Annotated in this window: 12 protein-coding genes; 7 read left to right on the forward strand and 5 right to left on the reverse strand. The window is 73.2% G+C overall.

Annotated elements, in window-relative coordinates:
- Positions 1–30: 30 nt before the first annotated feature.
- Entirely contained in the window at positions 31–1134 is a 1104-nt protein-coding gene (locus tag AB0N84_RS07430; RefSeq protein ID WP_289459188.1) for a LacI family DNA-binding transcriptional regulator, read from the reverse strand.
- Positions 1135–1339: 205 nt separating this feature from the next.
- On the opposite strand from AB0N84_RS07430, the gene AB0N84_RS07435 reads away from it, so the two are divergent.
- Positions 1340–1495, forward strand: coding sequence for a hypothetical protein (locus AB0N84_RS07435; protein WP_182046406.1), 156 nt, complete (start codon positions 1340–1342; stop codon positions 1493–1495).
- 65 nt (positions 1496–1560) lie between these two features.
- On the opposite strand, the gene AB0N84_RS07440 is transcribed toward AB0N84_RS07435, so the two are convergent.
- On the reverse strand, positions 1561–2301 hold the full coding sequence (locus tag AB0N84_RS07440) for a GntR family transcriptional regulator (protein ID WP_363544814.1): 741 nt from the start codon (positions 2299–2301) through the stop codon (positions 1561–1563).
- Positions 2302–2431: 130 nt separating this feature from the next.
- On the opposite strand from AB0N84_RS07440, the gene AB0N84_RS07445 reads away from it, so the two are divergent.
- Positions 2432–3580 (forward strand): MFS transporter, encoded by a 1149-nt coding sequence (locus AB0N84_RS07445; RefSeq protein WP_363545029.1) that lies wholly within the window; start codon positions 2432–2434, stop codon positions 3578–3580.
- Between the two features lie 146 nt (positions 3581–3726).
- On the opposite strand, the gene AB0N84_RS07450 is transcribed toward AB0N84_RS07445, so the two are convergent.
- Together AB0N84_RS07450 and AB0N84_RS07455 are read right to left on the reverse strand one after the other, a co-directional pair.
- Positions 3727–4893 carry a Vms1/Ankzf1 family peptidyl-tRNA hydrolase gene (locus AB0N84_RS07450; RefSeq protein ID WP_363544817.1) on the reverse strand — a complete coding sequence of 389 codons (1167 nt, stop codon included), beginning with the start codon at positions 4891–4893 and terminating at the stop codon, positions 3727–3729.
- A complete protein-coding gene (locus AB0N84_RS07455) occupies positions 4893–5198 on the reverse strand; it encodes a hypothetical protein (protein WP_182046408.1) in 306 nt (101 codons plus the stop codon). Before AB0N84_RS07455 ends, AB0N84_RS07450 begins: the two co-directional genes overlap by 1 nt.
- 262 nt (positions 5199–5460) lie before the next feature.
- Between AB0N84_RS07455 and AB0N84_RS07460 the strand changes: the two genes are divergently transcribed.
- From AB0N84_RS07460 to AB0N84_RS07475, 4 genes are read left to right on the forward strand one after another with little or no spacing between them, the layout of a single operon-like run.
- Positions 5461–6798, forward strand: a complete 1338-nt coding sequence (locus AB0N84_RS07460; protein ID WP_182046409.1) for an extracellular solute-binding protein — start codon at positions 5461–5463, stop codon at positions 6796–6798.
- On the forward strand, positions 6795–7883 hold the full coding sequence (locus tag AB0N84_RS07465; RefSeq protein ID WP_363544822.1) for a sugar ABC transporter permease: 1089 nt from the start codon (positions 6795–6797) through the stop codon (positions 7881–7883). The genes AB0N84_RS07460 and AB0N84_RS07465 overlap by 4 nt, the downstream gene beginning before the upstream one ends.
- A gap of 23 nt (positions 7884–7906) precedes the next feature.
- Complete coding sequence (locus tag AB0N84_RS07470) at positions 7907–8815, forward strand: carbohydrate ABC transporter permease (protein ID WP_182046450.1); 909 nt, start codon at positions 7907–7909, stop codon at positions 8813–8815.
- Positions 8812–11826 (forward strand): glycoside hydrolase family 2 TIM barrel-domain containing protein, encoded by a 3015-nt coding sequence (locus AB0N84_RS07475; RefSeq protein ID WP_363544825.1) that lies wholly within the window; start codon positions 8812–8814, stop codon positions 11824–11826. The genes AB0N84_RS07470 and AB0N84_RS07475 overlap by 4 nt, the downstream gene beginning before the upstream one ends.
- A 147-nt stretch (positions 11827–11973) precedes the next feature.
- On the opposite strand, the gene AB0N84_RS07480 is transcribed toward AB0N84_RS07475, so the two are convergent.
- A complete protein-coding gene (locus AB0N84_RS07480) occupies positions 11974–12399 on the reverse strand; it encodes a DUF3151 domain-containing protein (protein ID WP_182046412.1) in 426 nt (141 codons plus the stop codon).
- 284 nt (positions 12400–12683) lie between these two features.
- On the opposite strand from AB0N84_RS07480, the gene AB0N84_RS07485 reads away from it, so the two are divergent.
- Positions 12684–14258: an ABC-F family ATP-binding cassette domain-containing protein gene (locus AB0N84_RS07485; protein ID WP_363544829.1), complete on the forward strand. Its 1575-nt coding sequence runs from the start codon at positions 12684–12686 to the stop codon at positions 14256–14258.
- Position 14259 lies beyond the last annotated feature (1 nt).

Below are 14259 nucleotides of genomic sequence, written 5' to 3' on the forward strand. Positions count from 1 at the left end.
AGCGACCGGCGGGCGAGCCGTGCACCGCCGCTAGAGCACCGGCGGGCAGCTCTCCCGCAGCAGCACCTCGACCGGCAGCCGCACCGCACGCGGCGCTCCGTCCGGGCGCTCGAAGCGGTCGACGATCGCCCGGACCGCCGCGCGCCCGAGCTCCCCCATCGGCTGGTGCACGGTGGTCAGCGGCGGCGCCGAGAACCGCCCCGCGTCGATGCCGTCGAAGCCGGTGACGACGACGTCCTCCGGCACGCGGAGCCCGCGGGCACCGGCGGCGTCGAGCACACCGAGCGCGGACTGGTCGTTCGAGCAGATCACGGCGCGCGGGAGTTCGGGTCCCTCGAAGAGCACCGCGGCGAGCTCCCGTGCGCGGACCCGACCGAAGTCTCCGTGCACGGTCCGGACCGCGGACGGCGGCACCTCGTGGTCCGCCAGCGCCTGACGGAACCCCGCCGAGCGCTCGATGTCGTCCGGGGAGTCGATCGGGCCCGCGACGTACGCCAGCGACCGGATGCCGAGCCGCCCGATCACGTGCGACGCGAGGGTCCGCATGCCCGCGGCGTTGTCCACGCTCACGGAGTCGAACCCGTGCGAGCGCCGGTCGTCGGCGAGGACCACGACCGGGATGCGTCGGGCCACGTGCTCGAGCAGGTCGTCGGGCACGGTCTGCGCGAGCACCGCGAGGCCGTCCACCCGGCCGGCGACGTCGTTCACGATGACGTCCCGCGAGGACCCCCGGCCGGCGGCGACCATGAGCGCGAGGCCGCGCTGCCACGCCTCGGTCTCCGCGCCGCGGAGGACCTCGTCGAAGTACAGGTTCGACGAGAACGGCTGGGTGACGTGCCGGCGGTCGTCGACCACGCGGACGCCGCCGTCGGTCACGAGGTCGGGCCGCTCGTCCGGCACGACGTCGAACCCGGGCAGCAGGAGTCCGACCACGCCGGTGCGCTTGCCGGCGAGGGCCCTGGCGTTGCCGGACGGCACGTAGCCGAGGGTCCGGATCGCCGCCTGGACGCGGTCGCGGGTGCCCTCGCGGACGGCGTCGGGCGTGCGGAGCACGCGGGAGACGGTGGCGATCGAGACGCCGGCCTCGGAGGCGACGTCGTAGACCGTGGGCGGTGCGGTGCGCTGCCCGCTCATCCCGCGCCTCCCCTCCGACGTCCGTCCGGCCGCCGCACCCGTGCGCGGCCGGACCATCCTAGGCACGCCCCCGGGACCGATCCCTCCACAGGTCGGCGGTGGTGCTTGCGCGCCCCGGGCGGGCGGGCGCACACTGGGGCGACCTCAGAACGTCCCGTGAGGAAGCGCATCACCACCCGATGCCCACGCACACAGGAGGAACACGATGTCCCAGTCGACGCGGTCCGGCAGCAAGCACGCCATCCGACTCACCACCGACGAGGCCGAGGTGCGCGACGCACTCCTCGACCACACCCGGCACGGAGCGGCCGACGCCGCCCAGGACATCGACGGGTCCGAGGAACCTTCGACGAGGGGCTGATCCCGCGGGAGCGGGCGCCGGCCGCGTGCAGCCTGCTGCGGTCAGCGCCCGGCTGGGCGGAGCGGTCAGCGCCCGACGTGTTCGGCCTGCTCCGCCTCGGCGAGCAGTCCGGTGCTCCCGACGATCGCCATGCCCGCGCCACGGAGGCGTCGGCGCTCCTGCCCGATCCACGCGAGCAGGCGGTCGTTCGTGCCCGCGACGTGCGCCGCGAGCAGCTCGGCAGCCCGGTCGGCGTCCCCGGCACGGACGGCGTCGAGGACGGCGCTGTGCTCCTCCCACGCGGCCTCGCGGGCCGCAGCGGTGCGCACCTCGATCCACCGGGTGCGCTCGAGGCGGGTCAGGGCGTCGGCGATGGCATCGGTGACGAACCGGTTCCCGCCGAGCGCGGCCAGGTCGAGGTGGAACGTCGACCCCATCCGGATGCCCGTCTCGCGGTCGGGGCTCCCCCGCAGGCCGTCGAGGTGTGCGCGGACCTCGTCGAGCTGCTCGGCGGACGCGCGCTGGACGGCGAGTCGTGCCGCTGCGGGCTCGAGCACACCGCGGAGCTCCGCGAGCGACGCGATCTCGTCGAGGTCGATCGGCGTGACCGTCCACGAGCGCCCCTCGTGCAGGATGAGTCCCTCGCGCTCGAGGCGCGACAACGCGGCCCGGACGGGCGTGCGCGATGCGTGGAAGCGGCCCTCGAGGCCGCGCTCGGAGATCCGCTCGCCGGGCGCGATGTCGAGGGTCAGGATCGCCTCGCGCAGGTTGTCGTAGAGCTGGCTCGTCTGCGACACGGGCACGGCGTTCTCGGTCGTCTCGGTCACGGCGGACCAGCATAGTGCGGCTGGGTGACGGTTGGTATACCGTCGTGGTACACCAACCGCACCCAGGACGGGACCCGTGCCGCCGACCACCGCTGCTGCCGCGACGACCGTCCCGCGGCGCGCCTGGACGATGCTCGGGCTCGGGGTGGCCGCGCAGGCCGCTGGCACCCTGGTCGTCTCCGCTCCGGCGCTGCTCATCCCGCACCTGCTCGCCGGGGGCATGCCCTTCGCGTCGGCCGGACTGTTCGCCGCCGCCCCGACGATCGGCCTCGTCCTGACGCTCATCGCCTGGGGCGCGGTGACCGACCGGGTCGGTGAACGCGTCGTCATCGCGGGCGGCCTGGCGCTCACCACCCTCGCGGTCGTGGCGGCCTGGGTGAGCGCCGGCGACCCGCTGCTGCTCGGGATCGCCTTCCTCGCCGCGGGGATGACGAGCGCCTCGACGAACGCCGCGAGCGGACGGGTCGTGGTCGGCTGGTTCCCGAAGGAGCGCCGCGGACTGGCGATGGGCATCCGGCAGATGTCGCAGCCGCTCGGGGTGACGCTCGCGGCGGTCACGGTCCCGGTGCTCACCGAGACGCACGGCATCCGCACCGCGCTCGTCCTGCCCTTCGTGCTGTGCGCCGTGCTCACCGTGCTGTGCGCCGTCGGCATCACCGATCCCCCGCGAGCACCGCGACCCGAGGGCACGACCACCGTCCGGGCCGCGAACCCGTACCGGACGTCCGGCTTCCTCTGGCGGGTCCACGCGGTGTCCGTGCTGCTCGTGGTCCCGCAGTTCACGCTCTCGACCTACGGACTCGTCTGGCTCGTCGGCCTCGGCTGGTCGACACCCGCGGCGGGCCTCCTGGTCGGGGCGTCGCAGTTCGTGGGTGCCGTGGGGCGGATCCTGGTCGGCGCGTGGAGCGACCGCGCCGGGTCACGCGTCGGACCGCTCCGGCTGGTGGCGGTCGCCGCGGCGGTGGTGATGGGCGTGCTCGCACTCGTCGACGTGTCGCACTGGGGAGCGGCGGCGGTGTTCCTCGTCGTCGCGACGAGCGTCACGGTGGCGGACAACGGGTTGGCGTACACCTCGGTGGCCGAGGCCGCTGGGCCAGCGTGGTCGGGTCGGGCGCTCGGGACCCAGAACACCGGGCAGTTCCTCGCGGCGAGCGCCGTCGGACCGGGCGTCGGTGCGCTCGTCGGGGTGCTCGGCTTCGCGGCGTCGTTCGCGATCGTGGCGGCGCTGCCCCTCCTCGCGCTGCCGATCGTCCCGCACGCCGACCGCTCCCACGACTGACTCCCGCCCGTTCGTTCCCAGAACGGCCGCGGTGGAAGGCGGGAACGGGCGTACCTGGTCGTTCGGGACGACCAGGTACGCCCGAACCGGCCAGGTACGCCCGGAGAGACCGGGTACGCCGGCGGGCGGAAGGTCCCGGCGGCAGGTCAGGCGGGGACGGCGGGGCCGACCGGCCAGCGCAGGAGCGCGGACGCCGGCGCACCGCTCGGCAGCGACGCCGCGTTCACCAGGACGAGCTCGGCGTCGGTGAGCACCACCGCGCGCACGAGGGCGCACACGGCGGGCACCGGTCCGAGGACCGTCGCCCCCGCGGCCTGCTCGGGCGCGGTCGCCACCCACGGTGCGGCGTCGAGCGCCAGGAGCGTGCGATCGCCGAGCGCGCCGGCGTCGAGCGCGACCACGGCGGCCTGCGCCTGCTGGAGCGCCGAGACCACCGCGCCGAGCCCGCTGACGCTCTCGTTGTCGCCGCGGCCCTCGTGCGTCCGGAGCAGGTCCTGCACGTCGTGCCGGTGCGACGCCAGGATCCGCGCGAGCGCCAGGTCGACGTGCTGCACGAGCACCTTCTCGGACGCGTCGTCGGCGCGGGGGTCGACCGCGACCTCGGTGACGAGCGCGCGGGTCGACGTCGAGAGCTCGCCGCGCAGCAGTTCCCGGGCCCGGATGTCCCCCGCGACGACGACGAGTCGCGGCGACGTCGCGCGGACTGCCTCCTCGATCGACGCGGCGACCTCGCCCGCGGTCTGCTTCCAGATCTCCTCGGCGTGCTGGTGCCAGTGCGGCTGCTTCCACCCGGCGCCGGACTTCGCCTTGTGCAGGGTGTCGGTCCGGCCCTGGATGCGCTGCTCGTCCTCGGCCGCGCCGCTCGGGGCGTGCCCGAGGCGGTAGGTGCGGAAGCCGCCGCCCTCGCGGCCGACGGTGACGACCAGGAAGGGCAGGTCGAACGGACGGTGGGCGAGCAGGGGCAGCAGGTCGGGCACCGCTCCGGTCCCGACGGACTCCTGGCCGTGCAGGTGGCCCGGCAGCACCTCGCTGAGCACGAGCTCGTCGTCGCGGACGAGCACGTAGCGCGCGACCGGTGCGGGGGCGCCGGGCTGCTCGGCGAGCTCGTCCTCGACGACCCGGACCGCCCGGTCGGACGTCCCCTGCTCGCGGAGCGCGTCCGAGACGGTCCGGCGCTGGAGTGCGGCGAGGCGGCGGGGGTCCTCGCGGTTGCCGGAGGCGTCGACGTACGCCCACGTCCAGGTGCCCGGTGCCTGCAGCGCCTGGACGACCTCGGGCTGCAGGGCGCTGGCCTCGCGGGTCGTCTGGGCCATCAGCGGCCTCCGTCCGCGTCGGTCCCGCTCGGCGGGACGTCGTCCGCGTCGGTCTCGCTCGTGAAGACGGCGTCGGACCCGCCGTCGAGGACGGACCCGTCGTCCTGCAACGAGCCCTCGACCTCGCCGTCGTACCCGGACGCGGCGAGCGTCTCGGCGTCGTCGGTGTCGTCGGGCACCGCCTCGGCCTGCCGGAACTCCTCGACGTGGGCGTTGCTGCCGTGCCCCTGGACGATGCTCTGCGCCTCGTGCGCGAGCTCGTCGTCGATGCGGGGTCCGTTCGTGCTGCTGCCGCGATCGGTCATGGTCGGTCCTCCCGTTCGTGCCGCCGACGGCGCTGTCGGGCCGCTCGCGGCTTCGGTGTTCTGCGTGGTTCCCACGCTGCGCGCCCGGCGCTGGTGGCGCTCGGAGGTCGGAGCGAACACGCAGGCACGGGCATCGACACGCGTCGCCGTGAAACCTTCGTGAATGCACAGCGTCGCTCGGTTTCGTGCTCTACTGGCAGGGAACCCGATCCGACGACGAACCGGAGCGCAGGCAATGACGCCGACACCATCCCGACGTGTGATGACGAGAAGGAACCTGCTGGGCCTCGGGCTCGGCACGGCCGCGGCGGGGTTGCTCGCCGGGTGCGCCGTCCCGGGTTCCACCAACGTGAACAAGGCACCCCTGGTGCCGGCCGCCGCCGGCAGCGGGACCGTCCAGATCACGTACTGGGCGTGGCTCAAGGACCTGCAGAAGGTCTGCGACGTGTGGAACGCGAAGAACCCCCGCATCCAGGTCACCGCGAACTGGATCCCCGGTGGCAACGCCGGCGGGTACCAGAAGATGTACTCGGCGCTGGCGGCCGGGGGTGGCCCGGACATCGGCCAGGTCGAGTTCCGGCAGATCCCGGAGTTCATGCTCGCGAACGGGCTCGTCGACCTCGCGCGCTACGGGGCGAAGGACGTGCAGTCGAAGTACGACGAGGCCGCGTGGTCGCAGGTGCAGTTCGTCGACGGCGTGTACGGCATCCCGCAGGACACCGGCCCGATGGGCTTCTACTACCAGACCGCGATCCTCGAGCAGGCCGGCGGCGAACCCCCGACGACCTGGGACGAGTGGCGCGACCTGGCGGACAAGGTCCGGAGCACCGGCAACGGCAACTACCTCGAGGTCTTCCCGGTCGCCGACGCCTCGCCGTTCGCCGCCTACGTGCAGCAGGCAGGCGCCCGGTGGTTCCGCACCGACGGCGACGAGTGGGTCGTGGACATGACCGACGACAAGACGATGATGGTCGCCGAGTTCTTCGACGGCGTCATCGACGCGAAGCTCGTCGACACCAGCGCCGGGGCGTACACCCCGGGCTGGTACGCCGCCGCCGCGAGCGGGAAGATCGCCGCCGTCACGAGCGCGAGCTGGGGTGACGCCCTCATCCAGTCGGTGCAGGGCGGCGAGGGCAAGTGGAAGGTCGCGCCGATGCAGACCTGGGGCGACACGGGCTACGGCTCGAGCTCGATCGGCGGCTCGACGGCGGCCGTCCTGGCCAACGCGAAGCACCCACGGGAGGCGCTCGAGTTCATCACGTGGATGACCACCTCGAAGGAGGGCGTCGACGCGATGATCAAGTACTGCGGCATCGGCTGGTCACCCGCCGCCGACTACATCGGCGCGGCCCGCCAGGAGCCGTCGGCGTGGTTCTCCGGGCAGAACTACAACGAGGACGTCTTCGTGCCGTCGGCGCAGGAGCAGAACCTCGACTGGTCGTGGTCGCCCGTGACGCAGTCGGCCTTCACGAGCCTGCAGAACCAGTTCCGCCGCAAGCTCACCGGCGGGCTGAAGCTCACCGACGCCGTCGAGCTCGCGCAGCGGGAGATCGTCCAGTCCTTCAAGGACAAGGGCCTGAGCGTGAGGACGGCACGATGAGCACCACGACCCGCGACCGCACGACCGGCTTCCGCACGTCGACCAAGGCCACGAGCGCCCAGAAGCGCGCGCCGTGGATCCTGCTCGCCCCGTTCCTCGCCCTGTTCGTGCTGACCTTCGTCATCCCGATCATCAGCGCGCTGTTCCAGAGCTTCACCACCGTCGACCGCGAGGGCCTGTTCGGCGAGGACGGCGTCACCGGGCGGTTCGCCGGCTTCGACAACTACGCGATCGCCCTGCAGGACTCCGGCTTCGTCGCGTCGATCGGCCGGATGCTGCTGTTCGGCATCGTGCAGGTGCCGGTCATGATCATCGCGTGCACGATCCTCGCGCTGCTCCTCGAGTCCGCCAGCGCCCGGTGGCCCGCCTTCTTCCGAGCGGTCTACTTCATGCCGTACGGCGTCCCGGGCGTCATCGCGACGATCCTCTGGTCGTTCCTCTACGTACCCGGGCTGTCGCCGATCGTGGCGCTGCTGCAGTCGATGGGGTTGCAGCCGGACTTCCTCGGCGCCAACAGCGTGCTGTGGTCGATCGCGAACATCGTCACGTGGACCTACACGGGCTACAACATGCTCATCATCGTGGCGCAGCTGAAGTCGATCCCCGGCGAGGTCTACGAGGCGGCGAAGATGGACGGCGCCGGCCCCTTCCAGGTCGCGTGGCGCATCCAGATCCCGCTCATCGCGCCGGCCCTGGTGCTCACGACGGTCTTCTCGATCATCGGTACGCTGCAGCTCTTCGCCGAGCCGCAGATCCTGTCGACGGTCGCGCCCGCGATCGACACCGAGTACACGCCGAACTACGCCGCGTACACGAACGCCTTCGCGTTCAACGAGTACGGGGTCGCGAGCGCGCAGGCCGTGATCATCGCGCTGGCCGCGTTCGTCCTGTCGTTCGTGTTCCTCGCGCTGACGAACCGTCCGCCGAAGGACGAGCGAGACCGCCGCAAGCGGGCGAAGCGCGACGGCCTGGAGGCGCGGCGCGCGCTCCAGGGGCGCGCGTCCACCCGACCGGTGGTCACCACCCAGGCCGACCACGGCCTCCAGTCCGGTCGCGTCGCGACGACGGAAGGAACGGACCGATGACCAGTGAAGCCATCGAGGCGCCGGTGACCAAGCGGGCCGCAGAGCCCGTCGACACCACGTCGATCACGGCGCACCAGCGTCGAAAGCTCGACCGCTCACCCCGCTCGCAGATCGTCGTGACGGCGATCCTCGTCGTCGTCGCGGTCTACTTCCTCGTGCCGCTCTACTGGGTCGTCATCGCGGCGACGAAGACCACCGGCGCACTGTTCAGCACGAACGGGTTCTGGTTCGGCGGCGAGTTCGCCCTGTTCAGCAACATCCAGCAGGTCTTCTCGTACGACGGCGGCATCTTCGTCCGGTGGATCGCCAACAGCGTCCTGTACTCGGGCGTCGGTGCGGTCCTCGCGACCTACTTCGCGGCGGCCGGCGGCTACGCGCTCGCGAAGTACGAGTTCCGGGGGCGCCAGCTCGTGTTCGGGACGATCCTCGGCGGCGTGCTCGTGCCGGGGACCGCGACGGCGCTGCCGCTGTTCCTGCTGTTCTCGACGATGGGCCTGACCGACACGTACTGGAGCGTGCTCATCCCGAGCCTCGTCTCCCCGTTCGGGCTGTTCCTCTGCCGGGTGTACGCCGCCGCCTCGGTCGACACGGCGCTCCTCGAGCAGGCCCGCATCGACGGCGCCGGCGAGCTGCGGATCTTCCACACCATCGTGCTCCGGCAGCTGACCCCGGCCCTGGTGACGGTGTTCCTGTTCCAGGTCGTCGGCATCTGGAACAACTTCTTCCTGCCGCTCATCATGCTGGCCGACCAGAAGCTGTACCCGATCACGCTCGGCCTCAACAACTGGCGAGCACAGGTCGATCGTCTGCCAGAGTTCTACCAGCTCACCACCGGCGGGGTGCTCGTCTCGGTCATCCCGCTGGTGATCGCGATCATCGTCCTGCAGCGCTTCTGGCGCGGGGGCCTCACGGAAGGATCGGTCAAGGGTTGACCATCGCTGCACTCGCCTCCACCACCCCCGGCTCCGGTTCGCGGCTCGCCCCGCGGGCCTCGCTGCACACGGACGCCCCGAGCGCGTCGCTGAACGGCGACTGGGACTTCCGGTGGTCGCCGGTCGCCGACGTGCCGCTCCCCGGGGCCGACGACACGTGGGGCAGCATCCCGGTGCCGTCGCACTGGGTCCTGCACGGGCACGGCGCGCCGAGCTACACGAACCTGCAGTACCCGTTCCCGATCGACCCGCCGCACCCGCCGGAGGAGAACCCGACCGGTGACCACCGGCGCACGTTCTCGCTGCCCGCGTCGTTCGACGGTGCCGCCCGGGTGCTGCTGCGCTTCGACGGCGTGGAGTCGCACTTCCGCGTGTGGCTGAACGGCACCGAGGTGGGGTGGTCGACCGGGTCCCGGCTCGCCACCGAGTTCGACGTCACCCCGCTGCTCGTGCCCGGCACGAACGAGCTGCTCGTCCGCGTGCACCAGTGGAGCGCCGCCTCGTACCTCGAGGACCAGGACCAGTGGTGGCTGCCCGGCATCTTCCGCGACGTCACCCTGCTCGCCCGCCCGACGGCACCGATCGACGACGTCTTCGTGCGCGCCGGCTGGACCGCGACCCTCGGTGACGCCGCGACCGCCGGCACCGCCGCCTCGGGACGACCGGGCACCGGCACGGGGACCATCACGTTCCCGACGCTCGACGCCGCGTTCCCGGTGCGGTTCGCCGTGCCGGACCTGGGCGTCGACGTGACCTGGCGGTCGGCCGACGACGTCGCGCCGATCACCGTCGAGGGCGTCGAACCGTGGAGTGCCGAGGTCCCGAGGCTGTACGACGCCACCGTCGCCACCGGCACGGACGCCGGCGGTCGCGACGGCGGCGAGACCGTGTCGCTGCGGCTCGGCTTCCGCACCGTGGCGATCGAGGGCGACCGGTTCCTCGTGAACGGCGAGCGCGTGGTCTTCCACGGCGTCAACCGGCACGAGACCCACCCCGTGCGCGGCCGGGTCTTCGACGAGGAGCACGCCCGCGCGGACATGGTGCTCATGAAGCGGAACAACGTCAACGCGATCCGCACCTCGCACTACCCGCCGCACCCGCGCGTGCTCGACCTGGCCGACGAGCTGGGGTTCTGGGTGGTGCTGGAGTGCGACCTCGAGACCCACGGGTTCCTCTTCACCGACTGGGTCGGGAACCCCTCTGACGACCCGGCCTGGCGGGACGCGTACCTCGACCGGATCGCCCGCACCGTCGAGCGCGACAAGAACCACGCGTCGATCGTCATGTGGTCGCTCGGCAACGAGTCCGGCACCGGGCGGAACCTCGCGGCGATGTCGCAGTGGGTGCACGACCGCGACGACGAGCGCCCCGTGCACTACGAGGGCGACTACACCGGCGCCTACACGGACGTCTACTCGCGGATGTACCCGACGCTGCAGGAGACCGAGTCGATCGGCGGCGGTCCCGAGACCCCGCTGCTCGGGTGCGGTCCGGCCGAGGCCGCACGGCAGCGCTCGAAGCCGTTCCTGCACTGTGAGTACGTGCACGCGATGGGCAACGGCCCCGGGCAGATCGCCGAGTACGAGGCCCTGGTCGACCGGTACCCGCGGCTGCACGGCGGCTTCGTGTGGGAGTGGCGGGACCACGGTCTGCTCGCACGGACCGCCGACGGCCAGGACTACTTCGCGTACGGCGGTGACTTCGGCGAGGTCGTGCACGACGGCAACTTCGTGATGGACGGCCTCGTGCTGCCCGACGACACCCCGACCCCGGGCCTGGCGGAGTTCGCGGCCGTCGTCGCCCCGGTCCGGGTCGCGCTCGGCGACCGCACCGTGCTCGTGGAGAACCGGTACCACTCCGCCTCCACCGCGGGGCTGCGGTTCTGCTGGACCCTCTCGCGGAACGGCGTCGTCGAGTCGTCCGGCCGCTTCGCCCCCGGCGTGGTCGCCGCCCGGCAGTCGGCCACGGTGCCGGTGCCGGACGAGGTGCTCGCCGCCGCGACGGCCGAGCTCGCACCCGCGGACGAGCTGTGGTTCGAGGTCACGGTGGAACTGGCGGGGCCGACCGCGTGGGCGGACACCGGCCACGTCGTGGCACGCAGCCAGCGGCTCGTGGCGTCGCGGGCTGCGGACGTGCCCCGCGCCTCCCGGGAGGGCTGGGACGGTGACGTGCTCGGCGACGGGACCTTCAGCGCCCGGGGTGACCTGGTGTCCTGGAAGGGGCACGAGGTGGCCGGGCCGCGCCTGGAGCTGTGGCGTGCACCGACGGACAACGACAGCCTCGCCTCGCAGGGCGGCTACGAGACCGCCGACCCCGTGCTCACCGGCGGCGTCGGTGATCCGGACGCACCGGCGTCGGCCGTGCGGTGGCGGGAGCGGGGGCTCGACCGGCTGACGCACCGGCTCGTGTCGGTGGACCGGAGCTCGTCCGGACTGGTCCAGCGGGTCCGGGTCGCTGCGGCCAACAGCGGGTGGGGCGTCGACGTGACGCACCGCTGGACGCTCACGGACGACGGACTGCTCCTGCAGACCGACGCGGTGCCCTTCGGCGCCTGGGACGTCACGTGGCCGCGGGTCGGCGTGCGGTTCGACCTGCCGGCGTCGTTGGTCGACGGCGAGGCCTCGTGGTTCGGCACCGGGCCGGCGGAGTCGTACGCGGACTCGTCGCGGGCTGCACGCGTCGGGCGCTTCTCGGCGCCGGTGCGTGCGCTGACCGTCGACTACTCGATGCCGCAGGAGACCGGGCACCGGCCCGGGCTGCGTGCGCTGTCGGTGGGTCCGTTCACGGTGTCGACCGTCGGGGCGCACCGGGCGGGGTTCACGCTCACGCCCTGGACCGCGCAGCAGGTCGGGCGGGCGATGCACCCGTACGAGCTGCCGACGCCGGACCACACGTACCTGTACCTCGACGCGGCGCAGCACGGGCTCGGGTCGCGGGCGTGCGGGCTCGACGTGCTGCCGGAGCACCAGCTGTGGCCGCAGGCGTTCTCGTGGAGCGTGGTGCTCGGGTAGGGCGGGGCGGGCGCGCGGCGGGGTGCTCGTGGCGCGGCTCGCTCGCGCACGACCGAAGGCACCTCGCGCCACGGACTTCCGTGGCGCGAGGTGCCTCCGGTTGTTCGGGGTGCGTGGGGCACGGTGCAGCGGGCGCCCCGCCCCGCGCTACTCCCCCGCGGTGAGGGCGCGCAGCGCCTCGGGGTCCGACGCGTCGAGGAAGTCCGTCAGCCGCTCGGGCTCGCCCGGCTCGTCGATCGCCTCGGCCGCGCGGCGCAGGGCGAACAGCGCCCGGAGCACCCCGCGGTTGGGCTCGTGCGACCACGGCACCGGACCGGCTCCGCGCCAGCCGGCCTTCCGCAGCGCGTCGAGGCCGCGGTGGTACCCGACGCGGGCGTAGGCGTACGACTCGAGGGTGGCGCCGCGTTCCCAGGCCTCGTCGGCGAGCAGTGCCCACGCCAGGCTCGAGGACGGGTGCGACACGACGACGCTCGACACGGGGGCGTCGGCGGCGAGCGCGGCGGTCACCTCCGGCTCCTCGGGCAGCAGGGTCGCGGGGTTCGCGGTCGGGTTCGGCAGCAGGTTCTCCGGCATGCGTCCAGCCTGTCACCTCTTGCCCCCGGCCGGGTCCGGTCGTACCGTGGATGACACCTCGTCGTCACCGCGGGGCCGCCGGGGCGGGAGACCGACCGGCAGCACGGGTGGCGGTCACGGGGGTCCCCGACGGAAGAGCCGCATTGCTGTCGATCACCGGTACCGCGCAGTCCTCGCGCTGACACCGTGATCGTCGCGCCCCGTCGGGCGCTCCGCGCGCCGACCCCTCCGGTCGCCGCGGGTCCGGTGTCGTGCGCCCAGCTCACGATCCGGGAGGCACACCCATGCCCGCAACACCGTCCGTCGTCCTCGACGATCTCACCTTCACCTGGCCCGACGGCTCCGTCGCGCTCGACCACCTCACAACCGCCTTCGGCCGTGGCCGCACCGGCCTGGTCGGGAGGAACGGGGCCGGCAAGTCCACGCTGGTCCGGCTCGCCGCGGGCCGGCTCCACCCCACGTCCGGCTCGATCCGCACCTCCGGTCCGGTGGACCACCTGCCCCAGCGGCTGCACGGCCGCCCCGGGGACACCGTCGCCGACCTGCTCGGCGTCCGAGCGACCCTGACCGCGCTCCGGGCGGTCCTCGGCGGCGATGCCTCGCCGGAGCACTTCGACGCGATCGGCGACGACTGGGACGTCGAGGAGCGGGCCGCCGCCGCGCTCGCGGGCGTCCCCGGGCTCGGCGCCGCCGACCTCGACCGGCCCGTCGGGACGCTGTCCGGCGGGCAGGCGGTCCTGACGGCCGTCGCCGGCATCCGGTTGCGCGGCCGGCCGATCGCGCTGCTCGACGAGCCCACGAACAACCTCGACCGACGGGCCCGCGCCGCGCTGCTCGACCTGGTCGACGGGTGGAACGGCACGCTCGTCGTCGTCAGCCACGACCGCGAGCTGCTCGAGCACGTCGACGAGACCGTCGAGCTGCGTTCGGGATCGGCCACGGTGTTCGGCGGGACGTTCAGCGCCTACGAGGAGCACCTCGCCGTGCAGCAGGCCGCCGTCGAGCGCGAGGTCCGGGTCGCCGAGCAACGGCACCGTGCCGAGCAGCGGCAGCGCATCGAGGCGGAGACGAAGATCGCCCGCCGTGCCCGGGCCGGCCGCGAGGCCGCACGCTCGATGCCGAAGATCCTGGCGAACGAGCAGCGCAAGCAGGCCGAGCAGACCGCCGGTCGGTTGCGTGCGGCACACGGCTCGGCAGAGGCGCAGGCACGGTCTGCGGTGCAGGAGGCCGAGCTGCGACTCCGCGACGACGAGTCGCTGCACGTCACGCTGCCCGACCCGCGGGTCCCCGCATCACGGCGCATCGCGACCGTCACCGTGCGTGGCCGGTCGGTCGTCGTGCAGGGGCCCGAGCGCGTCGCGGTCACCGGGGCGAACGGTGTCGGGAAGACGACGTTGCTCGAGCAGCTCGTGGGGCTGCCGGGCGCGCGCGAGCACCCGCTCCCGGACACCGCCGCGGCCCCGCACGTCGACCCGATCGGGTACCTGCCGCAGCGGCGGGACGCCCTCGACGACGGCGCGACCGTGCTCGAGAACGTCCGTCGGGCGGCGAGCCACGTCCCCGATGCCGAGCTCCGCAACCAGCTGGCGCGACTCCTGGTGCGCGGGGACACCGTGGACCGCCCGGTGGCGACCGTGTCGGGCGGCGAGCGCTTCCGGGTGGCGTTGGCGACCCTGGTGCTCGCGGACCCGCCCCCGCAGCTCCTGGTGCTCGACGAGCCGACGAACGACCTCGACCTGACGAGCGTCGACCAGCTCGTCGACGCGCTCCGGGCGTACCGAGGAGCCCTCGTCGTGGTCAGCCACGACGAGGTGTTCCTCGACCGCCTGTCGCTGACGGCGCGGCTCGAGCTCGTGTAGC

This window comes from Curtobacterium sp. NPDC089185 (genome assembly GCF_040685235.1).
GTDB classification, from domain to species: Bacteria; Actinomycetota; Actinomycetes; order Actinomycetales; family Microbacteriaceae; genus Curtobacterium; species Curtobacterium citri.